Source organism: Chryseobacterium sp. GP-SGM7 (assembly GCF_049166575.1).
Classification (GTDB): domain Bacteria; phylum Bacteroidota; class Bacteroidia; order Flavobacteriales; family Weeksellaceae; genus Chryseobacterium.
Genome location: NZ_JBMHFF010000002.1, coordinates 69,041 through 95,900, shown reverse-complemented (window position 1 = coordinate 95,900; position 26,860 = coordinate 69,041). Strand labels below are relative to the sequence as shown.

The window sequence follows — 26,860 nt, the reverse complement described above, 5'->3', positions numbered from 1 at the left end:
TTTTTTTACTTTTTATTAATATTTTATTTTTTGATCTTTATTCACTTGAGGATGCTTATCTAACAAATAAAGAATTCTGTCAGATTTAGAAAAAGGAATATTATGAGCAATACAAGCTTCTTTTAAATCAATCAGATACTTTTTATACAATTCAATTTTCTTAGGTTTACTAAATGGAATTTTCAAATTTTTCCCATACAAGATTCTGTAAACTCTTTGATCAATAATTTGAAAATAATCTGAATCAATAAATCTTAAAAAAGTTGAAGCCATTGGCAAATCAAAGCCTTTTGAATCTAATAATTTAATCAAAATACTATCTGATAAATCCTCATCATATCCTTTCCTTAAAGCATTAATTTTTATAATTAAATCATTATTAATTTCAGGAAGTCTATTAGTTTTCCAAAGAACGATTTCTAACACCGTTTCATAAGTGAAATCATCCTTTTTAGTATCTAGTTTCTTCGTTAGTTCTTTCTGATACTTAAATTCAGGAAGTTCACTAAGAAGTTCTTTTATATTTTCAATGTTGCTTATATTCTTAATTTTGTTTTCATCCATAAATTAAGATATTACTTTGGTTCTTGATAAGGAAATAATTTCACCAGACCTTCATACAAACTTCTGTGGAGAATCGTTGCATGATTGTCGGTTTCCATCATTTTATATTCTAAAGTCCAGTTTTTCTTGTTGGCTTTTTTCAAAACATCAAAAAAATCTTCTGCATCTTTTATCATTATCGGATGCTCACCTTTTCCGACAGAAACATAAATAAATTTCTTTGTCTCCTGAATTTTGGCTAATAATTGAGGAGCTTGTTTTAAAAGACTTTCATCATCCCACCACAAACTCGGACTGATGATGAAATAATTATTGAACATTTCAGGTTTTTTCAACAGAATCTCTGTAGCTAAAAGTCCGCCCAAAGATTGTCCGAATATATACTTATCGGTCGTTTTAAACTGACTTTCGATATAAGGTTTTAATTCTTTTTCAAGGAAACTTATGAATTTATCAGAATGTCCAGTTGTAGGATAGTCTTTCTGCAAATCTTTTAAATCCGTATGAAAAGTAAAATCTTTTTTTCTGTCAATATTGGCAATTCCAACCACAATCGTTTCGGGCATTGCATACATCAAATTGAAAAACTGAACCAATCCTGTGACGTGAATAAAATCTTCATTCATACTTCCATCCAACAAATAAATGATCGGGTAAGATTTTGTTTTGGTGAAATTTTGCGGAAGATAGATATTTAACGTTCTTTCTTCGTTTAAAATTTTAGATTTTATGGTTCTGATTTCTCCGATATTCAATGGTTTTACATTTGTACTTTGGGCAAAAGCCATGAAGTGAAATGTAAAGAGAATACTGATGAAAATGAGAAGTTTTTTAAGCATATTTTTTTTCTTTATTAATCACCTTTTCAAAACCTCATAGGTTTTAGAAACCTATGAGGTTTAAGCCTGTAAAAATTATTTTACATCATCCCAAATGCTGTAATCAACAATTTTCGTAGGAATCTGTTGAACATATTCTGTAAAAGGCTCACAAGGCAGAATCGCATCTTTTCCTTCCCTAGCCAATTCTTGATACAATTTTGTTCCTTCTGTTTTCCATTTAATCATTTCATCAGAAACATCGCGGATAATTTTTGCCGGACTTCCGACAATTAGTTTTCTTGCATCACATTTAAAGTTTGCAGGAACAAAAGCCAAAGCTCCGATGATACATTCGTCACCGATAACTGCTTTATCCATTACAACTGCATTCATTCCAACCAAACAATTTTTTCCAATATGTCCGGAATGGATAATTGCTCCATGACCAATATGGGCAGATTCTTCTAAAATCGTTTCAATGCCCGGAAAAACGTGTAGGGTACAGTTTTCCTGAACATTCGCCCCGTCTTTGATGATAATTTTACCCCAGTCACCACGAATAACCGCGTTTGGACCGATATAAACTTCTTCGCCGATTTCCACATTTCCAATAATCACCGCTTGTGGATGAACGTAAGCGGAAGGTTTGATGATTGGACGAATTCCGTAATATGAGTAAATATTCATAATTTTAATTTAAAAATTTGAGAATGAGATAATTTGAAAATTATTTTTAACGCAAAGTCCGCAAAGTTTTTTTGAAAATTTTCATGTATATTTTTCGTTCGCAAAGGCGTTTCACTCAGCAAAGGCTAAACGTTAAATTAAATGAGCTAATTAAAAATATGTTCTTAATATCATTTTCACATTCTCAAATTAACCCATTTTAAAATTTCATTTATATTTTTTCAATCACCATCGCATAGCCTTGTCCGACACCGATACAAAGGGTACACAAGGCATATTTTTTATTCTGTTTGTGAAGTTCCATGGCGGCAGAACCTACGATTCTGGCTCCTGAAACTCCAAGTGGATGACCGATGGCAATAGCTCCTCCGTTTGGATTTACTCTTGAATCGTCATCCTTTAAACCTAATGTTCTTGTTACCGCTAAAGCCTGAGCTGCAAATGCTTCATTCAATTCGATAATATCCATATCGTCTAATGAAAGATTCAGTCTTTTTAATAATTTCTGAGTCGCTTCAACTGGTCCTATTCCCATGATTCTTGGCTCAACACCAGCAACAGAAGATCCTAAGATTTTAGCTATTGGTTTTAAGCCATATTTTTTTACGGCTTCCTCGCTTGCCAAAATTAAAGCCGCTGCGCCGTCATTCATACCTGAAGCATTTCCGGCTGTTACTGTTCCTCCTTCTCTTTTGAAAGCAGGACGAAGTTTTCCCAATCCTTCCATTGAAGAAGTCGGTTTTATGAATTCGTCTGTATCGAAGATTTTCGGTTCGCCTTTTCTCTGTGGAATTTCAACTTTGACAATTTCCTCTGCCAATCTTCCGCTTTCCTGAGCTTTAGTCGCTTTTTGTTGTGACCAAAGCGCAAATTTATCCTGGTCTTCACGGCTGATATTGTGCATTTCTGCTAAATTTTCTGCCGTGTCGCCCATCGCATCAACGCCATACATTTCTTTCATTTTGGGATTCACAAATCTCCATCCGAAAGTAGTATCAAACATTTGGCTGTCTCTTCCGAAAGCAGTACTTGGTTTTGACATTACATAAGGCGAACGCGTCATATGTTCTACTCCACCTGCGATGTAAAGTTCACCTTCTCCTGCAGCAATCGAACGGAAAGCATTGGCTACCGCCGACATTCCTGAAGCGCACAATCTGTTTACTGTTTCGCCTCCGATTTTGTAAGGAAGTCCGGCCAATAAAAGTCCCATTCTTGCAACGTTTCTGTTATCTTCACCTGCCTGATTGGCGCATCCGAAAATAACATCCTCAATTTCCTCAACAGGAACTTCTGGATTTCTTGCTACGATTTCCTTTAAAACCACTGCTGCCAAATCATCGGCTCTAACTTCTGAAAGACCTCCGCCTAATTTTGAAATGGGAGTTCTGATGTAATCTATGATGTATACGTTGTTCATGATATTTCAATTTAACAATGTAGCAATATAACAGTATAACAATGTTAAATGCCTTGATTTTTATTTAAACTTGTACTTAATATTTTATAAATAATTTTTCCTAATTCTACAATTTGATGTTCAAGCTTTTCATCAAATGGATAATTTTTGGAATGTTTACACAGATAAAGCCAATATTTGGTTTCTTCTAATTCTTTGGATGTAATTTTTATCTTATTGATGAAATCTTTTTTACTGTGAGGATTTTGGGCTTCAAATGCATTTGCTCCAATGCTTGTTCCAGAACGTAACAATTGCTTTGCAATAACAAATTTTCTTTTTTCTTGTAATAATTCACAAAATTCAATTATATCCAATGAAAACTGAACTGTTTTTTGAATCAATGGATTATTTTCAAAATTGATCATCGTTATTATTAAATTGTTAAATTAGTAAATTATTACATTGCTACATTGAGCTTATAGCTCCGTTACTTTTTTTCCAATTTTATAGACTGTTCCGACAAACTTTGCAATTAGTTCTTCATTTTGATTGGTGATTTTAATGTCATAAACAGCGGTTTTTCTGGTTTCATTTACCAAGATACTTTCTGCTCTGAAAATATCGCCTTCTTTTCCGGCTTTGGTAAAATTGATAATACAGTTTAATGCTACCGCTGCATTACCAGAATTGTTAGACGAAAAAGCCAGTGCAGAATCTGCAAAAGCGAATGTAACGCCTCCGTGAACCGTTTTCAGCCCATTAATCATTTCTTTCTTAATGGGGATTTCTATTAAACAGTAATTTTGTTTTACCTCAATCAGTTTGATATTCATCCATTGGGAAAAATAGTCCTGATCGAACATATATTCTGCAACCTGTCTTGGGTTCATAATTATTTTGTTGTTGTAATTTCTACATATAATTCATCAGCCAAATTGTCGTAAACACTCATGGTTTTTCCTAGAATGATCTGCTCGTTTGTAAGATGCTCTGATGAATTTTCAATTGTATTCAAAGCATTTAAATCAATTCTTTCTTCGGCTGCAATTCTCCTAATCAATTCTTTATATTTTTCATTGAATTTCCCTAACAAGTCTAATTTTTCCAGATTATTATTTATCGAAGAAAGCTCCTGAATTAAATATTCTTTTTCGATTTTTAATCTCGTTTCTAATTCAGCTCTGAATATATTTACATCCATATTATTAATTTGAAAATAAAATCAATTTGAGAATTTGAAAATGAAAGACTGCTTTAATTAAAATGTATATCCGTAATTAATAATGACTTAATTCTTAGCAGTTTTTTTGTTATTCTGAAAGAATATAAACTTCAATATTCTCAGGCTACTGAGATTTCTGCGAAATGACAAAATGATCGCTGAATTTTACATTATGATTATAAGCGGACATTCATATTAATTAATTTTCAAATTGTTTAATCCATTTTACGCAGTAGCGGACTTTGTCTATATCTTTCTTCCTGATATTCTTCGTAAAGATTTTGCAGGGTTTCAGAGATTTTTGCATAACCGATTTCTTTTCCCCAAACCAATAATCCTTTTGGGTAATTTACCCCTTTTTGCATCGCTAATTCTAAATCTTCATCGTTCGCAACGCCCAATCTTTTCGCTTCAACCGCTTCGTTGATCAACATTGAAATAATTCTTAAAAATATTTGCTGATAAAGTGCATCGTCTTTTTGTGCAACAGGTTTTTCCGCTCCATCGGAATAATCGTAGAAACCTTTTCCAGTTTTTCTGCCGTGAAGTTTGGCTTCCGACATTCTTTGCTGAAGAAGAGACGGTTTATATTTTGGGTCGTAGAAGTATTCATTGTAAACTGTTTTTGTTACTGAAAAATTGACATCAACACCGATTAAATCCATTAATTCAAAAGGTCCCATTTTGAAGTTTCCGATTGTTTTCATGGCTTCATCTACCTGTTCTACCGTTGCGATGTTTTCTTCAACAATTCTCAAACCTTCACCGTAGTAAGGACGTGCAATTCTGTTCACGATAAATCCTGGAATATCTTTAGCAATAACCGGAGTTTTCCCCCAATCTTTCATCAGATTGTAGATTTTTTCTGCTAGAGATTTTTCTGTTAATAAAGATGGGATCACCTCAACTAAAGGCATTAATGGAGCCGGGTTGAAAAAGTGGATTCCTATGAAACGCTCCGGTTTCTGTAATTCTGCACCGAGAGAGGTGATGGATATAGATGATGTATTGGAACCAATCACACAGCTTTCTGAAACTTGTTTCTCTAGTTCTGTAAAAACTTTGGTTTTTATGTCTTTGTTTTCGATGATGGCTTCGATGATCAATTCGCAATCTTTGAAGTCCTTCAATTCTGTAGCAATGGAAATATTGGCTAAAATTTCAGTCATTTTCTCTGCTGAAATTTTCTGTTTATCAACCAGTTTGGTTAATGTTTTTTCCAAACCTACGGTTGCTGTTTCGACCTGTTTTGCGTTGGCGTCATAAACCCAAACTTTGCATCCGTTCGTTGCGGCTACCTGTGCAATGCCGATTCCCATAGTTCCGGCTCCGATAATTCCTACATTCGTCATAATGTAACAGTGTATCAATGTACCAATGTAACAATCTTTGTCATGCTGAGCTTGTCGAAGCATTTCATTGGTAAACTGTTACATTGGTACATTGCTATATTAATTCTTATTTTCCTTTATAATCAGGTTTTCTTTTTTCTAAAAACGCACTTACTCCTTCTTTAAAATCTTCTGTTTCAGCAGCTTCCTGCTGCAAATCGCCCTCCAGTTCCAATTGATCTTTCAACGAATTATTATAAGAGGCAGCGAAAGCTTTTTTAGTCAATTTTAAACCAACAGTCGGCATATTTGAAACTTTTTCTAAAATTTCCAATGATTTTGAGTTGAATTCTTCCTCAGTGAAAACTTCAGCCACTAAACCATAAGATTTTGATTCTTCAGCAGATAATTTCTTTCCTGTAAATGCCAAATAATTGGCTAACTGTCTTCCCAATAATTTGGGTAAGAAATACGTTCCGCCTGTATCAGGAATCAAACCAATATTGGAAAATGCCTGTGCAAAATATGCTTTGTTATTGGCTAAAACGAAGTCGCAAATTAACGCCAACATTGCTCCGGCTCCAACAGCGAGACCGTTTACCAAAGCAACAACAGGTTTTTTACAATGGGTAATTTCCATCACCAACAGATTGTAATAATCTGTCACAATTCTTCTGATAATATCGTTGTCCTGATGCTCATTTCCCTGAACAAATGCATCATCCAGATTCTGACCCGAACAGAAAGCTCTTCCTCTTCCGGAAATAGCAACGCATCTCACTATAGGATCTTCGCTACATTCTTTAATAAAATCTTTAAGATCAAGCAGCGAAGGTTTTGTCAGCGCATTCATCGTTTCCGGCTGATTGAGGTAAGCAATTTTCAGCTTTCCTTCAAAATGGGTTTCAATATCAAGTTGTGTGTACATAATAATTAGTTTGAAATTTGAGGTTTAAAATTTGAAATTTTCATCTCACTAATTTACGCTTTAAAAATGTAGCAATGTATCAGTTTATCAATGGAACAATATTCACAGCATTCAAGATTACTGTATTGCTGCATTTTTAGATTGTTACACTAATTTTAGTGGCATTTAAAATAATCAAAAGGCTCTAAACAGTCTAAACACTGGTACGAAGCCTTACACAAAGTAGAACCAAATCTGCTGATCTGCTTTGAATTCATAGAACCACAACGCGGACACTTTTTCGGTTTTCCGATGTGGTTTTCGTCTGCTCCTTTTTCGGGCGGTGTAATTCCGTAAACACGAAGTTTTTCTCTCGCTTCATCCGTCAACCAGTCCGTTGTCCAAATCGGAAACATTTTGGTGACTACTTTTGCATCCCAACCGTTTTCTTTCATTATTTTTATGATGTCTTCCTCAATGGTAAACATAGCGGGACAGGCAGAATAAGTCGGCGTAATCGTTACTTCGCAAGAATTTTCGCTTGTAACTTTTGCTTCTCTTACTATACCTAATTCCACAATATTGATTACCGGAATTTCCGGATCGGGAACTAATTCTAATATTTCTAAAGGATTTTTCAATCTTCTTTTATCTGATATTTTTTAACGCAAAGTGCGCTAAGATTTTTGTGACTACTAACTGTTTTTAAGTTCGCAAAGGCGTTCTACTCAGTTAAGACAACAAAGTATAATTTCAGTGACAGTTCACAAATGTTACATTATTAAACTGCTACATTGTTACATTCAAAATTTTACCAAGTACACCCCGGATATGCTCTCTGCATATACTGTAATTCACAAAGGATAAATCCGAAATATTCTGTGTGATAACCCGTTCTTGATTTTGGCTGCATGAAAGGATTTGTAGGATATTCTAATCCGAAACCTTCAAAATCTTTCTGCGTAATTGAAACGAATTCTTCGTAAAGAGTATCTGAATTCGGAGCGATATTTAAAGCCACCAAATCATCTTCTCCTTCTGTTTTTGCGAATAAACCTTTCGTGTATTCCCAAATATTTTCAATTGCTTTTTCTAAACGGGATTTACTTTCTTCTGTTCCCTGAGCGAAAATTTTCATCCAGGAAGCAGCATGAGTGTAATGATATCTTACTTCCTTCAAAGATTTCTGAGCGATGGCAGAAAGTTCTTCGTTTGTAGAATTTGATAATGCTTCGTACATCAATTTCTGATACACAGAGAAAACGTAAACCTTTAAAATCGTCTGAGCATAATCTTCGTTCGGAAGTTCTGTCCAGTGTGCGTTTACATATTCATGTTCGTATCTTAAAAATGCTAAATCATCTTCACTTTTCCCGTTATCGATAACTCTTGAAGCGTAAACGTAAAAGTTATTCGCCTGACCAAGTTCATCCAAAGCGATGTTCGTTAATGCAATATCTTCCTCCAAATAAGGACCTTCACCGCACCACGCAGACAAACGCTGTCCCATAATGAAACTGTCGTCTGCTAGTTTTAATAAATAATTATATAATGGGTTCATTATTTTAGCGTTTAGCTTTTGGCGTTTAGCTTTTGGCCAATTGCCAGCAGCTAACAGCCAAGAGCTGTTTTACATATTTTTTACATCGTTTGGAATGTCGTAGAACGTCGGGTGACGGTATAGTTTGTCATCTGCCGGATCGAAAAAAGCTTCTTTATCAATTCCTTCCGAAGTCACGATATATTTACTTGGAACAACCCAAACAGAAGTTCCTTCTTTTCTTCTTGTATACACGTCTCTCGCGTTTTGCAAAGCCATTTCTGCTGTTGGCGCCTGTACAATTCCAACGTGTTTGTGAGATAATCCCGGTTTAGTCTGAATAAACACTTCCCACATATCTAAATTTGCCATAAATAAAATTAAATTTAACAATGTATCAATGTACCAGTTTAACAATGAGATGCTTCGACAAGCTCAGCATGACAATGATTGTTACATTTTTACATCGGTATATTGTTATATTGAAATTTTTTCCTGTTTTTCCGCGAAAGCTACCGCCGCTTCTTTTACCCAAGAATTTTCTCTTTGCGCTTTTCTCTTGGTTTCGATACGCTTTTTGTTGGCAGGACCATTTCCTTTTAAGATTTCCATAAATTCTCCCCAAGGAAGTTCTCCGAAATCGTAATGCTGTCTTTCTTCATTCCATTTCAGGTCTTTATCCGGAACGGTTAATCCTAAGAATTCAGCCTGAGAAACAGTAACGTCAATAAACCGCTGACGAAGACTGTCGTTACTCTCTCTTTTTACTCTGTAATTCATCGAAATTTTAGAGTTTGGCGAGCTATCATCATTCGGACCGAACATCATTAAAGCCGGCCACCAGAAACGGTTTAACGAAGCCTGAGCCATTTCTTTCTGTTGTTTTGTACCACGACAAAGAGCCATCAAAATCTCATAACCTTGTCTTTGGTGGAAAGATTCTTCTTTACAGATTTTCACCATCGCTCTTGAATAAGGGCCATAAGAATTCCCCATCAACATCACTTGGTTCATAATCGCTGCACCATCAACCAGCCATCCAATTGCACCAATATCTGCCCAACTCAACGTCGGATAATTGAAAATACTTGAATATTTCGCCTTTCCTTCCAACATATCTTCATACGTTGCGTCTCTGTCTGCTCTGATCGTTCCGTTTCCTAACGTTTCAGTTGCAGAATACAAGTATAAACCGTGACCTGCTTCATCCTGAACTTTAGCTAAAAGAGCCATTTTTCTTCTTAATGAAGGTGCTCTGGAAATCCAGTTCGCTTCCGGCAACATTCCGACAATTTCAGAATGTGCGTGCTGTGAAATCTGACGAACCAATAGTTTTCTGTAATCATCGGGCATTACATCTTTTGGTTCTACTTTATTTTCGTCGTGTACGTACTGTACAAATTTTTCTAAATCCATAATTTTTTCAATTTAACAATGCATCAGTCTAACAATGTACCAATGATTGTTACACTGGTAAATTGATATATTGTTACATTAAATTATACATCATAATTAAGCATCACCACATTCGTTGTCGGGTGACATTGACAGGTCAAAACGAAGCCTCTGGCTACTTCTTCTTCGGTAAGCGCGTAGTTTTTTTCCATGAAAACTTCACCTTCTAAAACCTCCGCTTTACATGTACAGCACACTCCTCCTTTGCACGCAAAAGGTACAGGAAGATTGTCTTTCAATGCTTTATCTAAGATACTCTCTTTTTTTGAATTCAGGTGGAACGAATATTCATCATCATCAATGATTACTGTTACCATACTTTCGATGTTGGCAATCGCTTTGAATTCGTCGCTCATTTCCTCCGTATTTTCTTCATCGGGAGCGGTAAAATATTCAAACAAAACCTGAATGGCCGGAACTTTTTTATCTTTCTTTAAATAATCCGCAATTCCTTTAATCATCTCGGAAGGTCCACAAATGAAGAAAGTCGATTCTTTTACATCGATATCTGTATATCTTTCGAACAACTGATCTAATTTTTCAGGAGAAATTCTTCCTTCAAAAATCGGGTCTTCGTGCTGTTCACGGCTTACTAAATAAACAACTTTCAACCTTCCGTTGAATTGCTCAACCAATTTATCGATTTCAGCCTTTTTCATCACATGATTCATGCTTCTGTTGCTGTAGAACAAGTAAGCGTTTGAATTCGGCTCCTGATAAAGACTTTCCTTGATATTCGACAACACCGGAGAAATTCCGCTTCCCGCCGCCAAACCAACGTAAGTTTTTACGTTTGTCGGGTGATAAGATGTGTTGAAACCGCCCATCGGAGGCATTACTTCAAGAACTTCATCCATATGAAGATGCTCGTTAAAATAACCTGAAACTTTTCCATTTTCCAATAATTTCACCAATACTTCAAGCGTGTTGCTTTTTTCACTTGGCGCATTGCAGATCGAATAAGAACGTCTCTCTTCATTTCCGTCGATCATCATTCGGAAATTAAGATACTGTCCCTGCTTGAACCTGAATTTATCTTTCAGCTCCTCAGGAATTTCAACGGCTACATTTACAGCATCGTTGGTATCTTTCTGAACTTTTACAGTTTTAAGTTTATAAAATGAATTCATTTATTTTTTAAGTATTCTGTTAATTTTTCCGCCTTCGCATTTTGGAAGACTGTCCTGAGCATGAATTTTTACTTTCGTTGTGATTCCTACTCTCTTTTTTATTTCGTTTTCGATGCTTTTTCCAAAGTTTCCGACAAAAATAGCATAATCATCGGTATTTATATTTAATTTTTTCGCAGCGATAAATTCATTATCAATTTCCAGATCAATATCCAACGCTACACACATTTGTTCCTTCTCAATCGGTGTTAAATAATAATTAGGAACTACCCCTTCAACATGTGAAAACGCTTCTTCAATCTGGCTTGGATAGACATTTACCCCTCTTACAATCAGCATATCATCGGCTCTCCCAAGAATCGGGCGCATTTTCACCATTGTTCTTTTTCCACTTTCGTCGTAGTAAAGACTTGTGATGTCGTTCGTCCAATACCGTAAAAGTGGCATTGCTTTCTTCGTTAAAGTTGTAATCACCAAAACACCTTCTTCTCCAAACGGAACGGGTTGTTTGGTAATCGGATCTAAAATTTCAGGATAAAAATGATCTTCCCAAATGTAAGAGCCGCCTTTTTCCTCAAAATCTTCCATCGAAACTCCGGGCCCGATAATTTCACTTAATCCATAAATATTGGTTGCATGAACACCCAGCTTTTCTTCGATATGATGTCTTATCAATTCTGTCCAAGGTTCTGAACCTAAAACGGCATATTTTAAACTGATTTCATCTGCAGAGATTCCTCTTTTAGCAAATTCATCAGCGATTGTTAAAGCGTAAGACGGTGAACAGCAGATAACTTCTGGTTTAAAATCTATAATTAAATCAACCTGTCTCGTTGTCATTCCTCCCGAAATCGGAAGAACACTCATTCCTAGTTTTTCTGCTCCGTAATGAAGTCCCAATCCGCCAGTGAAAATTCCGTAACCATAAGCGTTGTGCAACTGCATTCCGGGTTTTGCTCCTGCCGCATTCAAAGATCTCGCAACCACTTCGCTGAATAAGTCAACATCTTCTTTTGTATATCCTACAACCGTCGGTTTCCCCGTTGTTCCGCTTGAACAGTGAATTCTCTGCAATTCATTTTTCGGAACGGTAAACAATCCGAACGGATAATGGTCTCTCAAATCCTGTTTGTATGTTATCGGAAGTTTGGAAATGTCATTAACAGACTGAATATCTTGTAAAGAAATGCCCAATTCTCGAAATTTACCATTGTAAAAATCTGATTTACCTTCAAGATAAATCATGAGATCTTTTAATCTTTTGGATTGCAGATCGCGTAATTGACTCAATTCTAAATACTCAACATCAAACTCCATAACTAACTAACATTTGTTAGGTAAAAATAAAAAGAATTTTTTGTTCTGCAAAGAAAACACTGACATTTATCATATTTTGAATTATTCTAAATAGCTGCTTATAAAATGTATAAGAAATGTATGAGTTAAAATTATAAAAAATAGGATTAATGTCCGATTTTCAGGAATCTAAATATTCTAAAATAAAGGACTTTAGATTCCTAAGAAATGACAAATAACCCTTTAAAAACTAAATTATTACCATTTACAGCAATTCATAATAACAATTCTATTTACACTAATTATTAGATCTTTTCAAAACAATCTATAAAATCCTGTACACAATCATATTTATATGGTGATTTTAATAAAAGAACCGATTTTTGTATAAAGAAAAACAATTTAAAATTTAAAAATGAATACATACTCAGTAAAAGCTTTCGGTGCAGAATCTAAAACTGCCGATTTAACAGAAATGAATATCAAGAGAAGAGAAGTAACTGCAAATGATATAGAAATTGAAATTCTATATTGCGGAGTTTGCCACTCAGATCTGCACACCGCAAGAAACGACTGGGGCGGAACAAAATATCCATCCGTTCCCGGTCATGAAATTATCGGGAAAATCACAAAAGTTGGAAGCGATGTTACTAAATTTCAGGTTGGAGATTTAGCCGGAGTCGGATGTATTGTTGATTCTTGCGGAACTTGCGACAGCTGTAAACAAGATCTTGAACAATACTGTCTGGAAGGATTTGTCGGAACTTACAACGGGAAAGATAAACACTTGGGAGGTCATACTTTTGGTGGATATTCTCAGAAAGTAGTCGTAGATGCAGGATATGGTTTAAAAATTCCGGCAAACTTAGATTTGGCTGCAGTGGCACCACTTCTTTGTGCAGGAATTACAACCTGGTCGCCTTTAAAACACTGGAACGTGGGTGCAGATTCGAAAGTTGCTGTGGTTGGTTTAGGAGGTTTAGGACATATGGCAATCAAACTTGCAAAAGGTTTAGGCGCTGAAGTGACTCTGTTTTCAAGAACTCCCGGAAAAACTGAAGATGCGAAGAAATTAGGAGCTGATCACGTTGTCATTTCTACGGATAATTCTGAAATGGATTCCGTGAAGGGTAAGTTTGATTTAATTATTGATACCGTTCCCTACGATCATGATGTAAACCCTTACATTTCGACTTTAAACATCAATGGAACTCATGTTTTGGTAGGATTTATCGGTAAAATGGAAGATGCTTTATTTACTCCGCCAATGATTATGGGAAGAAGGTCTGTAGCAGGATCTGTAATCGGGGGAATTGCCGAAACTCAGGAAATGCTTGATTTCTGTGGCGAACACAATATTGTTTCTGAAATTGAAATCATCAAAATGCAGGACATCAACGAAGCATACGAAAGAATGCTGAAAAGCGATGTGAGATACCGTTTTGTAATTGATATGCAGAGTCTGAAGAATTAATCCAATTCTGAAATTCATACAATAAAGAGAACATTTTCCGATGTTCTCTTTTTATTTTCGACATTTTGCAAAGCCGGAACCATCGTTTAATGAGCATTTAAAAAAGATCAGGATGTTTTGGTAAAAATCTATTGACGATTTTATCAAAACATCGAAAGGTTTTTTTACGAATTGTCAAAACTTTATCAGAGATCCTTTGAAACTTTCAATTCAAGCTTTCAAGAGGCTGCTTTTTAAATTTAAAATTAATTAAAACATTTATGAATTTCCGGTTTAATCATAATTCTAAAATCAGCAGTCATTTTGTCATTCTTGGGGAATCTAAATTATTTTATTTCAGGGTGTTGAGATTCTTTCAGAATGACAAAAATGGAGCTGAAAATTAAATTACTACTAATTACGGACATACATTAAAACATTAATTTATTTTCTTCAAAATCGGTTTTAATACTTTAAACTTCCCGTCAATTGGTTCTGTGATTGTTAAGCCTAAAATTTCAGCGATTAACGGATAAACATTGATATTTTCAAATTCATCAATCACCATATTATTTTTAAATTCCGGTCCCCAAGCGAAAAATGTAGCTTTCATTTCCGGAACGATTTTCGGGTTATAGCCATGTTTACCAATCGAAGTTTTTCCTCCTTTTTCTAAAAATATCTTCGGAGCTTTTGGAATTAATAAAATTTGTCCTATCCTGTTATATTTATCATCTTTAGTCCTAAAATGAAGATATTTTGGAAGTTTTTTATCTAAAAATACCTCGTAGTCGTCTGTTTTATTGGCCTTTAATTCCTTATACACTTTTTTAACCTCATCAGAGTTTTTTACATGCACTCTTAATAAAGTCTGAGAATTATAGAGATCAAATCTGCTTTTGTCTAAAAGAATTTCAGGAAAGTCAAGAGGATTTCCGCCATCAACTTTTATCATTCCGTGATCTGAAACGAAGATAAAATTTACATTTTTTAAGCCTAAATCATTTACTTTCTTAACCAATTCACCAATAGCATGATCAACCAGATGAACTGCTTTTTCTGTTTGCTCCGTATCCGGTCCGAAATGATGACCGCTTCCGTCAACTTCAGGAAAATATATCGAAATAAAATGTGGTCTTCGATTTTCAGGAAGTTTTAACCAATTAATCACCTTATTAACTTTCTCAGAAGGTGAAAATTTTTCGTGATAAGGATAGTAATACGTTGGTCTTTTTCCACCTGCATCACTTCCGGAACCTACCCATTGCAAGGAAGCACTGATCATATTTTGCTTTTCAGCTAAAGCCCAAAGCGGAATTCCGCCATACCAAGTTCCGTCTTCCACGATTTCTTTTTTGTTCATCGCATAATTCTTCTGGCTTTTGTAATCATAGAAAAAATTATCAATCAAGCCGTGATGAGAAGGATATAATCCGGTAATTAAAGTCCAGTGATTGGGAAACGTAATACTCGGATAACTCGGAATCATCGCTTTTGCCTGAATTCCCTGATTTGAATATTTCAAAAGATTTTCAGCATTATATTTTTTAGCATAATCATACCTGAAACCGTCTGCTGAAATCATGATGACATATGGTTTCTGTATTGTTGCTGCATTATTGTATCGGTTGGGAATGATGACTTGTGCGGTATCTATTTTAGATTGTGAAAAAACGGTAAGTATTGCGAATAGAAATATGACGGAAAGACTTTTTTTCATCTTGTAAAAATTTATGCAAATTTAAGATGAAAGTTTATCGGATGAAAGTTTGTTGAGTTAAAGAATAATTAATTATCTCGAAATAAACACGTCATATTTTGTCGCTTTAGTGTTGTAGCTTGCATCATATACATCACAGCATCAAATTTTTATCAAAATATTTGTGGTATGTGTTAAAAAAAGTTAAATTAGCAAAAAAATATTAGTTAAAACGCAAATTATGAAAAAACTCTACATGAGTGCATTTCTGATAAGCACTGCAGCAGTATTTTATGCTCAGAATGTGGTTTGGCAGAAAGACATTCAATCTTCAACACAGGATTTTCTTTCGCAGGTGACCACCACAATCGATCAGCAGTACCTGATTACGGGAAGCAGTATTCAGGCAGGAAGTGGGAAGCTGGGTGCAGGAAGTTCAACTGCAACCTCAAAACAAAATAACGGCTACGATTTTCATTTAGTAAAACTCAACCAGCAAGGTCAGGAAGTCTGGGAAAAGTATTTCTCAGGACAGAATCATGACTTTCTATCGGCCACAGTAGCTACGCAGGAAGGAGGCTTTTTATTGGCAGGAACTTCTTATTCAGGGAAAGGCTTAGACAAGAAAGAAGAATCTAAAGGCGGATCTGATATCTGGCTGATCAGAATCAATGAATTTGGGGATGAACTCTGGCAGAAAACTTTGGGAACATCACAGGATGAAGAAGCCAGATCTGTGATTCAGACAACCAATTTAGGTTTCATAGTGGCAGGAAATGTTCAGAATTCTCCTAACGGTTTTGGATCTAAAGATGTCACAGTGACCACATTGGATAAAAACGGGAAAGTACTTTCAGAATTAATTTTAGGCGGAAAAGGACTGGATGAAGTGGAAAAGATCATTCCAACTCCGGACGGAGGAGCGTTACTTGGAATGTATTCGAGAAGTTCCGAATATGTTGGAAGCAGGAAGATGGAAGCAGGAAGTTCGACCATCAACTATCAACCAAAAACCACCAATAATTTCGGCGAGGGTGATTTTTGGATTGTTAAACTTAACAAAGACGGAAAAGTAGAATGGGAGAAGAATTTCGGAGGAAAAGGTGACGATCATTTAAGAACGATGGCTTTTACTTCATCGGGATATATCATTGGTGGCGAATCGAGATCTGAACGATCGGGAAACAAAACGGTTGGAATTGAAGAAGGAACGGATGTTTGGTTGATTTCTTTAAATGCAAGAGGCGAAGAGCAATGGCAGAAATCTTATAATTTCAAAAACCGTGATATTCTGATGGGCATGAATGTGATTAATGGGAGACCATCAACCAACAACCAACAACCATCAACCAAAGGCATTTTGCTGGGCGGTTACACTCAGGCAGAAGGAAGAATAGAAGCAGATGACGAGACATTCTGGATGCTGTACGTTGATGATAATGGGAATGAACAGTGGAGAAAACACGTAAAAGGAGAATCGAGAAAGAAAGAGGAAAGGCTTTCTGATCTGAAGATGAATAAAGACGGTTCGATTGTTTTGGCAGGAACGAGTGCGGAGGAATTAGGCAAAGAGAACTGGAAAATTGTGAAGCTGGGAGACAGCCAGATTGACCAACTGATCGAGAAGCAGGATATTAAGATTTATCCTAATCCTGTATCAGATTATTGTTATGTAGAAGTTGGGTTTGATTTTAAAGAAGCTGATATTATTCTTTATGATATGGGAGGAAGACAGCTTCAAAGTCTGAAAACGAAAAATAAAGTGACTAAAATAAATACACAGAATCTGATTCAGGGAGGGTATCTGATTGTGGTGAAAACTGATACTGAGAAAACTGCGAATGCGAAAATTATTAAAAAATAAAAACATGATGAGAAAAATTATTTTTGGAATCACCTATGTGATTTCTATTAACGTATATCAATCACAGTCATTTGGGATACAATCGCTGCCCCCAACACCAAATGCTGCTTCTATCGAAAAATTTGTAAGTCACAATGTCGACTATTCTACAGGAGTACCCGATATTTCAGTGCCGTTATACCATATTAGTTCAGGTGACGTTAATGTTCCTGTAAGTTTAAAATACAATAGTGCAGGTATAAAAGTTTCAGAAAATGCTTCTAATGTAGGATTGGGCTGGAGCCTTGCATCAGGTGGTTCTGTTTCCCGCTCAATGTTGGGATTACCTGACGACTATTACAATCCTGGACAATTTATGGGAGGATTTATATACACCCAGACACCTGTCACCTATATTGCAACAGCTAATTCTTATGATGCACTCACCATTCAGCAGAATATCAGTGAAAACCGATATGATGCGCAGGCGGACATCTTTTATTATAGCTTGCCCGGTTCTTCCGGCAAAATTTCTTACAATCAGATTACCCAAAAGTTTGTAGAGATGCCAATGTCTAATAATAAAATCACTCCTCTCTACGACACTGTGACTCAACTTATAATCGGTTGGGAAATTCTGGATACGAGTGGAATAAAATATATTTTCGGAGCAGATGAAAATTCCAGAGAACTGTCTGTCAATAATGGAATTACCATGTCCGGGGGAACAGGCCCTTTAACGTTGCTTCCGAATAGTTCTATCCCCAATCATTATACAAACTGGCATCTTTCTCAAATTATAGATACTAAAGGTAATATTGTGAATTTTGAATATGACATCGTTTCACAGGTAAAACAGGTATCTAAAGGAATGGTTACCAAAAGCAGGCAAAAAATATCACCTACACTCTACACTTCCAGGAACTACAATGAGAAATATTTAAAAAAAATCAGCTTTCAGACAGGATATGTCATGTTTAATCCGGATACCAGTATTCGTCTTGATCTTCAAAATTCTAAGAGAATAGCTGATATGCAAGTTTTTTCAAATTCTGGGCAGCTGATTAAGAAGGTAAAATTTAATCATTCTTATTTCATTGGAGATGCAGGCAGCTCCGGGGATTCTTTTGCTTATATCTCATTACCTGCAAGCAACAATACACACCGTTTAAAGCTAGATAGTGTAGAAGAATCTTACAGCGATCCCGGTCAACAGAAAAAAGAATACAGATTTGAATATGATGATAATGTACTTCCCAAAAAGAGTTCTAATTCTATGGACTATTGGGGAGGGTATAATGGTGAGCCCAATGTCAACTTATTCCCGAGAATGTTTTTCCAGTATGGTATTAATCTCTTAGAAGATGGACATGCAGAGAGAAGTGTGAACGCCGAATTTGCTACCGCAGGAATACTGAAAAAAATAATCTATCCTACAAGGGGATCTACAGAGTACATATTTGAACCCAACACAGCTTCATCATTTGATTATTTGCCACAGAATGATACTGCCCAATTAAGCATTGTCAACATCAGATCCAGCTATAAAAAGAGAACTTACAATGTCAACAAATCGAATTCTACATTTTACAGTAACGGAATCAGACGTTGGGAATATACTTTTACTATAGACCACAAACTCCATAGCGATCTGCAGCTTGGAAATTTTCAAATCACAGGCTGTCCCGTAAACACGGTAGATCCCGGAGGAAACTATATCGGAGAATGCAATTACATTTATTCACTGCTGGATGCAGCCGATCAGCCGCTGGACATTGCGAGTGGAAAATGGCTAAATCTTCCCGTAGGAACATATAAAATCAAAGTTCAGTATATGGGTCTCCCTGAGCCGAATTATGAGAGCCAGTCTGACTTTCATCTAAGTTTAACCATTAAAGAAGATCCACAACCTTTAATCAAAAGAGTTGGCGGATTAAGAATAAAAGAAATCAGATCATATTCAAATGATGATGTATTGAAATATAAAAAATATTTCGACTACAACTATTTTAATGATCAATTGACAGAGTTAAGCTCCGGTTATACATTTTTGCCCACTTACGGAATGTATGGTCACATTACAGCAGCAGTAGGGGATGTCATCTATTCAGACAATGTATATTCATTTTTACCTGTGGGAAATACAGTTTACTCAAAAATAACAGAATATTCTGAAGATTTTGATAATCATTCGGTGATAAAAACATTGCATACTTATCAGCAAAATGGTAATACGGCAGCATCACCGACTGTAAATTATGGATGTCAGAATTGTCTGTATGTTCACAATATGGAAAATACAGACAACAGCTGGGAAAGGAAGAAAAAAAATGGTGAAATAATATACAAATCAAATTTTAACGGACTCGATGAAGAGGTAAAAAAAATCAGCTACATCTATGATTATTCTCATGTAAACCAGACAAGACAATTTTTTCCGGCTGGGTTTTATTCGCTTCAGTTTCCGATTACTGGGTCTTCCACTAATGGGGTTATCTCCGGATTTTATTATAATTACACCAATAATGTAAGACTGCTTTCTAAGAAAGACAAAGAAATTTTTAATACAGATTTTGTAAATACAGAAGAGAATTTTTCTTACGGTAATAACATTTTTAACCCTATAAAAAAATCAGCCGTTTTACATGACGGTACAGTCTCTGAGACTTCTTATCAATATGCTTATGAAAAAGGGAATCAACTGTTGATCAGCAAAAACATGATAGATATTCCATTGGAAACCACCATTACACAAACTAAAAACGGAGTTACCAAAACACTGTCTACATCAGAAATAGTTTTTCCGGTCTATCAGTCGGAAGCAAATATCAAAACTTCAGGGCTTCCGCTTCCTTATGAAATGAAATCGACCGATATTTTTGGAGTAAATTCGGTAGAAGCAACATATGATAAATACGATTCAAAAGGGAATATTTTACAGTATACCACCAAAGAAGGAACGCCTGTTTCAATCATTTGGGGGTATAACAGAACCCAACCTGTTGCAAAGATTGAAGGTGCAGTCTATAATAATATTCAAAATAATTCTTTAATTACGGCAATCATCAATGCATCCAATTCAGACGCTGCCAATCCTGCTACAGAAAGCAGTTTGATCACAGCGCTGGATAACCTTCGAAATGATGTTAATTTTAAAGATTTTCAGATGGCAACCTACACTTACGATCCATTAATCGGCGTAACAAGCATCACCCCACCCTCAGGAATCAGAGAGATCTACAAATACGATCCTGCCAACAGGTTAGAGAAAATAGTTGATGAAGAAGGGAGGATTTTAAAAGAATTCAAATACAACTACAAACCATAAAAACAGATGAAAAAAATATTAATCCCGGTTGGCGCACTATTTTTTGCAGGCTTTTCGCAGGCTCAGCTGACCAATACCGAAAATTATGTTTATACCAAAACCTACCTCGATTATAACGGAACTACTCCAACTAAAACAGCAGAAACCGTTCAGTATTTTGACGGTCTAGGAAGACCGAAACAAGTGGTGAATATAAAAGCATCACCTCTTGGAAAAGATGTGGTTACCCATATAGAGTATGATGGTTTCGGAAGGCAGGTGAAAGACTTTCTTCCCGTTCCTCAATCTTCAACTCAGAATGGTGCTATAATTTCTAATCCGCTTTCGAATGCCACACAAAACTCAATCTACGGTTCAGAAAAGATTTATTCAGAAAAGATTTTAGAAAATTCTCCTTTAGACAGATTGCAACAGCAGATCCAGGTTGGTAACGATTGGAGCAATAAACCTGTGAAATTTGATTATGATGCCAATATTGCAGGAGAAGTTATCAAATTTACTACAACTACTGTTTGGGAGAACAACGCAACGAAATCCACAGTAAACAGTACCGGAACTTACGCCTCGTCTCAACTTTACAAAAATACGGTGACCGACGAGGATGGCAACAAAACCATTGAATTTAAAAACGGACAGGGGCAGACATTACTCGTAAGAAAAATGCTTGATGCCACTACAAAAATTGATACCTATTATGTTTATAACGAATACAATCAATTGGCATTTGTAATTCCGCCTTTGGCTTCGATTGCGACACTTGATGAAACAGCCCTTAATAATCTTTGCTACCAATACCGTTACGACGGCGAAAACCGCTTGGTAGAAAAAAAGCTACCCGGAAAAGGCTGGGAATATATGGTGTATGATAAAGCAGATCGTTTGATATTCACTCAGGATGCAGTAATGCAACCTACCGGTAAATGGCTTTTCACAAAATATGACAGGTTCGGGAGGGTAATTTATACAGGAATTGTATCGGGCAGTGACAGAGCAGGGATGCAGAATATGATAGGAAATCTGGTAATTACAGAAAACAGAGATACAGGAGGCTTTGCAAAGAACGGAATGCAGATTTATTATTCTAACGGAATGTTTCCTTATCTTGAAACGGTACTGTCAGTTAATTATTACGACACTTATCCTTCTTACAGCTTCAATCCTGCTTTTCCTTCTACGATTTACGGAAAAACGGTTTTAACAGATAATGCTGCCACATTGGGGAAAAGCACAAAAAGCCTTCCCGTAATGACATTGGTAAAGAATATTGAAGATGACAACTGGACGAAAAGCTACTCTTACTACGATACCAAAGGAAGACCTGTCGGAAGTTACGCGATCAATCATTTGGGAGGCTACACCAAAACGGAATCTGAGCTGGATTTTTCGGGAGCGGTACTGCAGACCAAAACTTATCACAAAAGACTGTCAACCGACACCGAAAAAGTAATCACCGAGACTTTCTCTTACGATCATCAGAATCGGTTGCTGACCCATAAACATAAAGTAGACAACAATACGGAAGAGATTTTAGCACAAAACGAATACAACGAATTGTCTCAGCTTAAAACCAAGAAAGTAGGCGGAACGAATATTGCCACACCTTTACAAACCATCGATTATAGCTACAACATTCGAGGTTGGATGACGAAGATCAATGATCCTGCAAATCTTGGAAGTGATATATTCGGGTATAAGATCAATTATAATCACAAGGAAGGTTTGGAAAATCCAAACCCCGATTTTATGGATCTGAAAGTAAAACCAAAATACAATGGAAACATCGCAGAAGTCTCATGGAAAACACAGACCGAAGACAATGAACCGTTAAAAAGATACGGTTATGTTTATGACGGACTGAATCGATTATCAGCTGGATTTTATCAGAAAACAGGCTATGAAAGCTCAAAGGAGTTTTTCGAAAAGACAGAATATGATCTTAACGGAAACATTACAAGACTGAGAAGATCTGAAGGTTTGCCCAGCGGAAGCACTACCGCAATGGCCATTGACAATCTGAGATATGATTATGAAGGCAACAAGCTGACGAAAGTTACAGAAGAACAGATCGGCAACAGCAAAGGTTATCCTTATTTGGCTGCTCATAATACGATTACTTATGACAATAATGGAAATATGATTTCCCACAAAGATAAAAGCATTGCATCCATACAGTACAATTTCCTGAATCTACCCGACAAAATAGCCAATACACCGGGAAAATTCACCAGAGTAACCGATTATCTTTACAGAGCAGACGGCGTGAAAGTCTCGAAAAGGTATTCTCAGGGAGCAAATTATAAAATAACGGATTATCTGGACGGATTTCAGTATGAAATTGTACCTTCCGGTCTTTCAGGATCTGAACTTAAATTTGTACCCACTTCAGAAGGATACTTTGATTTTATAAATAATGTTTATATTTACAATTACACAGACCATCTGGGGAATGTGAGACTGAGTTATTCTGATGCCGATCAGAATGGAATCATACAGCCGAGAGATATGAATGTAAGAGAATGTGTAGATATAGGAGACGGTAACATGGCTTGTACCGATGTTTGGAAACCAGGAGAAATTGTAGAGATCAATAATTATTACCCTTTCGGATTGATGCATAATTATACGGCGACTACACTGAATGCTTATCAGATGAAATATAACGGAAAAGAACTCCAAGAGACGGGCATGTATGATTACGGTGCGAGATTTTATATGCCGGATATTGGAAGATGGGGGGTGGTAGATCCGTTGGCGGAGAAATATGTAGACTCTGCGCCATATGTTTATGCAGGAAATAACCCAGTAATCTTTATTGATCCCAACGGAATGGAAATCATTAATGGAGAAACAGCCAATAGAGTAAAGCTTGAAAAAGATGTAAAACAACGTGAGTCAATCATAAATTCACAGTATGGAAGTAATAAAAATTTAACAAAGAAAGATTTTGATTCTAGAAAAGATTATAATAAATATGAAACCATTCTAAAAAGTTTGAATGAAGCTCAAGGAAATTTAGATAAAAGTATTGCCGTTGAAAAAGGAATTCAATCTGTTATAGATAATTTTAAAGGCATGGATCCAGATAATTTTAATTTAGCCAATAATTTGCAGTATAAAGATGCAAACGGTGCAACTCATGATATTGATGTTGTGGTTAAATCTGGACAAGCATCATCTTATGGAGGAGCCTTTACAGCAACTGCGTTTACATCTACAAAAGATACAAATGGTAATTCCCAATATTTTGGAATTCATTCGATCACAACAACGTTAGACTTGAAGAAGGTATCACCGTTCTCAGGAGCTTTTGCTCATGAAATGGGCCATGCTTACAATACTGCTATGAATCCAGCACAGGCAAGATCTCAAGGAGCTGGAGATTCTGGCACTATTAATTGTCAAACTCCAGCAAATAGAAATACTTTTCAATCTAAAACAGCTATGGATTGGCAAGAAAATTTTATGATAAGACAAATGCGTAAATTTCAAATAATAAAATAATTATGTATAAATCATACTTTATACTAGTATCTACTATCTTTATATCAAGCTTTCATTTTTCCCAAACTGTAAATGAAAAGTTCACAATGAATTTAATTGAAGATGGTATTTTAACAATTCAGGATAAGAATGATAGAAATAAATATTATAACCCCGAATTAATAAACATACAATTTGATACGATAAAAACTTCTTCGATTTATTTGGATGAAAATTTTAAAATTTTAAAATTTAATCTTCAAAAGAATGATGTAGAATATGATCGTGATAAACTGGTTGCTTTATTTAATTCTTCATTTTGCGATACATATGTTTTGGCAATCGACTCTGAAAATAACAGTTATAAACTCTCGGGCTTTTCAAAAAATGATCTTTTATATTTTATGAATTCTATCAAGAAAATTTTTCATGACAAAAGTTCGAAATATATATTAAATTATTTAAAAGATAACATTCAGGAAATAGATTTCGAATGCATATACAAAAGTGTGAAAAATGAAAAATTTGATATTAAGTGTATTGTACCATGCTCGGAAGGTATAAGAAGTCATTAAGGTAATATCCTCGCTCTCGCACAATTTTATCGTGTGACAGATAATAAAAAACCCTCGCATTTTGCGAGGTTTTTGTGTTTTATAGTTCAGCTACGTTTTTATTAAAGAAGTCTTTAAATTTTTTGGTAGTAAGCATTTTGTCTGGCACAAAACGAATACAACGAATTGTCTCAGCTTAAAACCAAGAAAGTAGGCGGAACGAATATTGCCACACCTTTACAAACCATTGATTACAGCTACAACATTCGAGGCTGGATGACGAAGATCAATGATCCTGCGAATCTTGGAAGTGATATATTCGGGTATAAGATCAATTATAATCACAGGGAAGGTTTGGAAAATCCCAACACCGATTTTATGGATCTATTGGTGAAGCCAAAATATAACGGAAATATTGCAGAAGTCTCATGGAAAACACAGACCGAAGACAATGAACCTTTAAAAACCTACGGTTATGTTTATGACGGACTGAATCGATTATCAGCCGGATTTTATCAGAAAGCAGGCTATGAAACCTCAAAAGAATTTTTCGAAAAAACAGAATATGATCTTAACGGAAATATTACAAGACTGCGAAGATCTGAAGGTTTGCCCAACGGAAGCACTACCGCAATGGCCATTGACAATCTGAGATATGATTATGAAGGCAACAAGCTGACGAAAGTTACAGAAGAACAGATCGGCAACAGCAAAGGATATCCTTATTTGGCTGCTCATAATACGATTACTTATGACAATAATGGAAATATGATTTCCCACAAAGATAAAAGCATTGCATCCATACAGTACAATTTCCTGAATCTACCCGACAAAATAGCCAATACACCGGGAAAATTCACCAGAGTAACCGATTATCTTTACAGAGCAGACGGCGTGAAAGTCTCGAAAAGGTATTCTCAGGGAGCAAATTATAAAATAACGGATTATCTGGACGGATTTCAGTATGAAATTGTACCTTCCGGTCTTTCAGGATCTGAACTTAAATTTGTACCCACTTCAGAAGGATACTTTGATTTTATAAATAATGTTTATATTTACAATTACACAGATCATTTAGGAAATGTGAGACTAAGTTATTCTGACGCCAATCATGACGGGGTTATTCAACCCAGAGATATGAATGTAAGAGAATGCACAGATATAGGAGACGGTAACATGGCTTGTACCGATGTTTGGAAACCAGGAGAAATTGTAGAGATCAATAATTATTATCCTTTTGGGTTGTTGCATAATTATACGGCGACTACACTGAATGCTTATCAGATGAAATATAACGGAAAAGAACTCCAAGAGACGGGAATGTATGATTATGGAGCTAGATTTTACATTCCGGATATTGGAAGATGGGGTGTGGTGGATCCGCTGGCGGAAAAGATGCGTCGTCACAGCGTATATAATTACGTTTTTAATAACCCGATTAATTTTATTGACTCTGATGGTAGAGAGCCGAAAGATGATTATAGAGTAAATTTAAACGGACGATTAGATCTAATTAGAAAAACAAATGACAAATTTGACAGATATTTCAATGAAGATGGATCTAAATCAATTAGAGTTAATAAAGAATTTACTAAAAACTTTAGACAAATTACAGAATGGAAACCGTATGGGCTAGGAGACGTTCCTACAGAAACTATCATAAATCTGAAAAATCCGGATATTTCTTCAAAACAGATTAAGAACTACTATTATTTTCTTGCTTCTGTTACCAACAAAGAATGGAGTTATGATAAATTGCATAAAGATGGTTTATTTGGAGATACAACACTGTATTTGATTACTTCCCAGCATCGAATAGGAGATGTTACTAATCATGGGATGGCAGAAAACTATGTAAAAAAAGAAGGATATACTTGGCTGGAAACCGGGCATAGCCATCCTTTAGGCTTTCTAATGAAAGATTCACACTACGATGCTTCTAGTCGACCTTCAGGATTTAATCCAAATGGAACGATTAAACCAAACGAAGAAGGTGATCGAAGTGTTTTTGAGAGTAATAAAGATATTATGCCTGAAAGCGCTTGGATTTTTATACCAACACAAAATCGTCCTAATATTATCAAGTACAATAATGAAAGATTTTGGACGCCAAACCAAAGAGAAGATAGAGTTCATCGATAAATACTT

22 protein-coding genes are annotated in these 26,860 nt (G+C 35.7%); 6 read left to right on the top strand and 16 right to left on the bottom strand.

Going from position 1 to position 26,860, the window contains the following annotated elements; translation table 11 throughout:
• Positions 1-15: 15 nt before the first annotated feature.
• The 15 genes from ACOOWA_RS09260 to ACOOWA_RS09190 all read right to left on the bottom strand — a co-directional run bounded on the left by ACOOWA_RS09260 (position 16) and on the right by ACOOWA_RS09190 (position 12,376).
• Complete coding sequence (locus tag ACOOWA_RS09260; protein WP_421374804.1) at positions 16-564, bottom strand: hypothetical protein; 549 nt, start codon at positions 562-564, stop codon at positions 16-18.
• Positions 565-575: 11 nt separating this feature from the next.
• Positions 576-1,403 (bottom strand): alpha/beta hydrolase, encoded by an 828-nt coding sequence (locus ACOOWA_RS09255; RefSeq protein ID WP_421374802.1) that lies wholly within the window; start codon positions 1,401-1,403, stop codon positions 576-578.
• 75 nt (positions 1,404-1,478) lie between these two features.
• Positions 1,479-2,072 (bottom strand): transferase hexapeptide repeat family protein, encoded by a 594-nt coding sequence (locus ACOOWA_RS09250; protein ID WP_421374800.1) that lies wholly within the window; start codon positions 2,070-2,072, stop codon positions 1,479-1,481.
• 211 nt (positions 2,073-2,283) lie between these two features.
• Entirely contained in the window at positions 2,284-3,492 is a 1,209-nt protein-coding gene (gene pcaF, locus ACOOWA_RS09245) for a 3-oxoadipyl-CoA thiolase (protein WP_421374798.1), read from the bottom strand.
• Between the two features lie 44 nt (positions 3,493-3,536).
• On the bottom strand, positions 3,537-3,899 hold the full coding sequence (locus tag ACOOWA_RS09240; RefSeq protein WP_421374796.1) for a four helix bundle protein: 363 nt from the start codon (positions 3,897-3,899) through the stop codon (positions 3,537-3,539).
• 51 nt (positions 3,900-3,950) lie between these two features.
• On the bottom strand, positions 3,951-4,364 hold the full coding sequence (locus ACOOWA_RS09235; RefSeq protein WP_421374794.1) for a PaaI family thioesterase: 414 nt from the start codon (positions 4,362-4,364) through the stop codon (positions 3,951-3,953).
• A gap of 2 nt (positions 4,365-4,366) precedes the next feature.
• Positions 4,367-4,675, bottom strand: a complete 309-nt coding sequence (locus ACOOWA_RS09230) for a hypothetical protein (protein ID WP_421374792.1) — start codon at positions 4,673-4,675, stop codon at positions 4,367-4,369.
• Between the two features lie 236 nt (positions 4,676-4,911).
• Positions 4,912-6,048, bottom strand: coding sequence for a 3-hydroxyacyl-CoA dehydrogenase NAD-binding domain-containing protein (locus ACOOWA_RS09225; protein WP_421375577.1), 1,137 nt, complete (start codon positions 6,046-6,048; stop codon positions 4,912-4,914).
• Positions 6,049-6,154: 106 nt separating this feature from the next.
• On the bottom strand, positions 6,155-6,955 hold the full coding sequence (locus ACOOWA_RS09220) for an enoyl-CoA hydratase-related protein (RefSeq protein WP_421374790.1): 801 nt from the start codon (positions 6,953-6,955) through the stop codon (positions 6,155-6,157).
• Positions 6,956-7,110: 155 nt separating this feature from the next.
• Positions 7,111-7,575 (bottom strand): 1,2-phenylacetyl-CoA epoxidase subunit PaaD, encoded by a 465-nt coding sequence (paaD, locus tag ACOOWA_RS09215; protein WP_047446914.1) that lies wholly within the window; start codon positions 7,573-7,575, stop codon positions 7,111-7,113.
• A 170-nt stretch (positions 7,576-7,745) separates the two neighbouring features.
• Positions 7,746-8,552, bottom strand: a complete 807-nt coding sequence (gene paaC / locus ACOOWA_RS09210) for a 1,2-phenylacetyl-CoA epoxidase subunit PaaC (protein WP_421375575.1) — start codon at positions 8,550-8,552, stop codon at positions 7,746-7,748.
• 12 nt (positions 8,553-8,564) lie between these two features.
• Positions 8,565-8,846 (bottom strand): 1,2-phenylacetyl-CoA epoxidase subunit PaaB, encoded by a 282-nt coding sequence (gene paaB, locus ACOOWA_RS09205; RefSeq protein WP_034679196.1) that lies wholly within the window; start codon positions 8,844-8,846, stop codon positions 8,565-8,567.
• Between the two features lie 105 nt (positions 8,847-8,951).
• Positions 8,952-9,890, bottom strand: a complete 939-nt coding sequence (gene paaA, locus ACOOWA_RS09200) for a 1,2-phenylacetyl-CoA epoxidase subunit PaaA (RefSeq protein ID WP_421374787.1) — start codon at positions 9,888-9,890, stop codon at positions 8,952-8,954.
• Positions 9,891-9,973: 83 nt separating this feature from the next.
• The gene (locus tag ACOOWA_RS09195) at positions 9,974-11,059 is read right to left on the bottom strand and encodes a 2Fe-2S iron-sulfur cluster-binding protein (protein WP_421374785.1); all 1,086 of its coding nucleotides are present in this window, start codon (positions 11,057-11,059) and stop codon (positions 9,974-9,976) included.
• Entirely contained in the window at positions 11,060-12,376 is a 1,317-nt protein-coding gene (locus tag ACOOWA_RS09190) for a phenylacetate--CoA ligase family protein (RefSeq protein ID WP_421374783.1), read from the bottom strand.
• A 394-nt stretch (positions 12,377-12,770) separates the two neighbouring features.
• On the opposite strand from ACOOWA_RS09190, the gene ACOOWA_RS09185 reads away from it, so the two are divergent.
• On the top strand, positions 12,771-13,829 hold the full coding sequence (locus tag ACOOWA_RS09185; RefSeq protein WP_421374781.1) for an NAD(P)-dependent alcohol dehydrogenase: 1,059 nt from the start codon (positions 12,771-12,773) through the stop codon (positions 13,827-13,829).
• Between the two features lie 418 nt (positions 13,830-14,247).
• Here ACOOWA_RS09185 and ACOOWA_RS09180 read toward each other — a convergent pair whose 3' ends face one another.
• Positions 14,248-15,528 carry an ectonucleotide pyrophosphatase/phosphodiesterase gene (locus ACOOWA_RS09180; RefSeq protein ID WP_421374779.1) on the bottom strand — a complete coding sequence of 427 codons (1,281 nt, stop codon included), beginning with the start codon at positions 15,526-15,528 and terminating at the stop codon, positions 14,248-14,250.
• 220 nt (positions 15,529-15,748) lie between these two features.
• On the opposite strand from ACOOWA_RS09180, the gene ACOOWA_RS09175 reads away from it, so the two are divergent.
• The 5 genes from ACOOWA_RS09175 (at position 15,749) to ACOOWA_RS09155 (ending at position 26,854) form a co-directional block, all read left to right on the top strand.
• Positions 15,749-17,371 carry a T9SS type A sorting domain-containing protein gene (locus ACOOWA_RS09175; protein ID WP_421374777.1) on the top strand — a complete coding sequence of 541 codons (1,623 nt, stop codon included), beginning with the start codon at positions 15,749-15,751 and terminating at the stop codon, positions 17,369-17,371.
• 4 nt (positions 17,372-17,375) lie between these two features.
• A complete protein-coding gene (locus tag ACOOWA_RS09170; protein WP_421374775.1) occupies positions 17,376-20,678 on the top strand; it encodes a SpvB/TcaC N-terminal domain-containing protein in 3,303 nt (1,100 codons plus the stop codon).
• A 6-nt stretch (positions 20,679-20,684) separates the two neighbouring features.
• Positions 20,685-24,179 carry a DUF6443 domain-containing protein gene (locus tag ACOOWA_RS09165; RefSeq protein WP_421374773.1) on the top strand — a complete coding sequence of 1,165 codons (3,495 nt, stop codon included), beginning with the start codon at positions 20,685-20,687 and terminating at the stop codon, positions 24,177-24,179.
• An 86-nt stretch (positions 24,180-24,265) separates the two neighbouring features.
• Positions 24,266-24,733, top strand: a complete 468-nt coding sequence (locus tag ACOOWA_RS09160) for a hypothetical protein (RefSeq protein WP_421374771.1) — start codon at positions 24,266-24,268, stop codon at positions 24,731-24,733.
• Positions 24,734-24,898: 165 nt separating this feature from the next.
• Entirely contained in the window at positions 24,899-26,854 is a 1,956-nt protein-coding gene (locus ACOOWA_RS09155) for an RHS repeat-associated core domain-containing protein (RefSeq protein ID WP_421374769.1), read from the top strand.
• Positions 26,855-26,860: the final 6 nt, after the last annotated feature.

Coding starts and splice junctions, on each gene's coding strand:
- ACOOWA_RS09185 (WP_421374781.1), top strand. CDS start 12,771: ATGAATACATACTCAGTAAAAGCTTTCGGTGCAGAATCTAAAACTGCC.
- paaB (WP_034679196.1), bottom strand. CDS start 8,846: ATGGCAAATTTAGATATGTGGGAAGTGTTTATTCAGACTAAACCGGGA.
- ACOOWA_RS09250 (WP_421374800.1), bottom strand. CDS start 2,072: ATGAATATTTACTCATATTACGGAATTCGTCCAATCATCAAACCTTCC.
- ACOOWA_RS09235 (WP_421374794.1), bottom strand. CDS start 4,364: ATGAACCCAAGACAGGTTGCAGAATATATGTTCGATCAGGACTATTTT.
- ACOOWA_RS09225 (WP_421375577.1), bottom strand. CDS start 6,048: ATGACGAATGTAGGAATTATCGGAGCCGGAACTATGGGAATCGGCATT.
- ACOOWA_RS09180 (WP_421374779.1), bottom strand. CDS start 15,528: ATGAAAAAAAGTCTTTCCGTCATATTTCTATTCGCAATACTTACCGTT.
- ACOOWA_RS09165 (WP_421374773.1), top strand. CDS start 20,685: ATGAAAAAAATATTAATCCCGGTTGGCGCACTATTTTTTGCAGGCTTT.
- ACOOWA_RS09260 (WP_421374804.1), bottom strand. CDS start 564: ATGGATGAAAACAAAATTAAGAATATAAGCAACATTGAAAATATAAAA.
- ACOOWA_RS09190 (WP_421374783.1), bottom strand. CDS start 12,376: ATGGAGTTTGATGTTGAGTATTTAGAATTGAGTCAATTACGCGATCTG.
- ACOOWA_RS09255 (WP_421374802.1), bottom strand. CDS start 1,403: ATGCTTAAAAAACTTCTCATTTTCATCAGTATTCTCTTTACATTTCAC.
- pcaF (WP_421374798.1), bottom strand. CDS start 3,492: ATGAACAACGTATACATCATAGATTACATCAGAACTCCCATTTCAAAA.
- ACOOWA_RS09220 (WP_421374790.1), bottom strand. CDS start 6,955: ATGTACACACAACTTGATATTGAAACCCATTTTGAAGGAAAGCTGAAA.
- ACOOWA_RS09230 (WP_421374792.1), bottom strand. CDS start 4,675: ATGGATGTAAATATATTCAGAGCTGAATTAGAAACGAGATTAAAAATC.
- ACOOWA_RS09175 (WP_421374777.1), top strand. CDS start 15,749: ATGAAAAAACTCTACATGAGTGCATTTCTGATAAGCACTGCAGCAGTA.
- ACOOWA_RS09195 (WP_421374785.1), bottom strand. CDS start 11,059: ATGAATTCATTTTATAAACTTAAAACTGTAAAAGTTCAGAAAGATACC.
- paaA (WP_421374787.1), bottom strand. CDS start 9,890: ATGGATTTAGAAAAATTTGTACAGTACGTACACGACGAAAATAAAGTA.
- ACOOWA_RS09240 (WP_421374796.1), bottom strand. CDS start 3,899: ATGATCAATTTTGAAAATAATCCATTGATTCAAAAAACAGTTCAGTTT.
- ACOOWA_RS09160 (WP_421374771.1), top strand. CDS start 24,266: ATGAATTTAATTGAAGATGGTATTTTAACAATTCAGGATAAGAATGAT.
- ACOOWA_RS09170 (WP_421374775.1), top strand. CDS start 17,376: ATGATGAGAAAAATTATTTTTGGAATCACCTATGTGATTTCTATTAAC.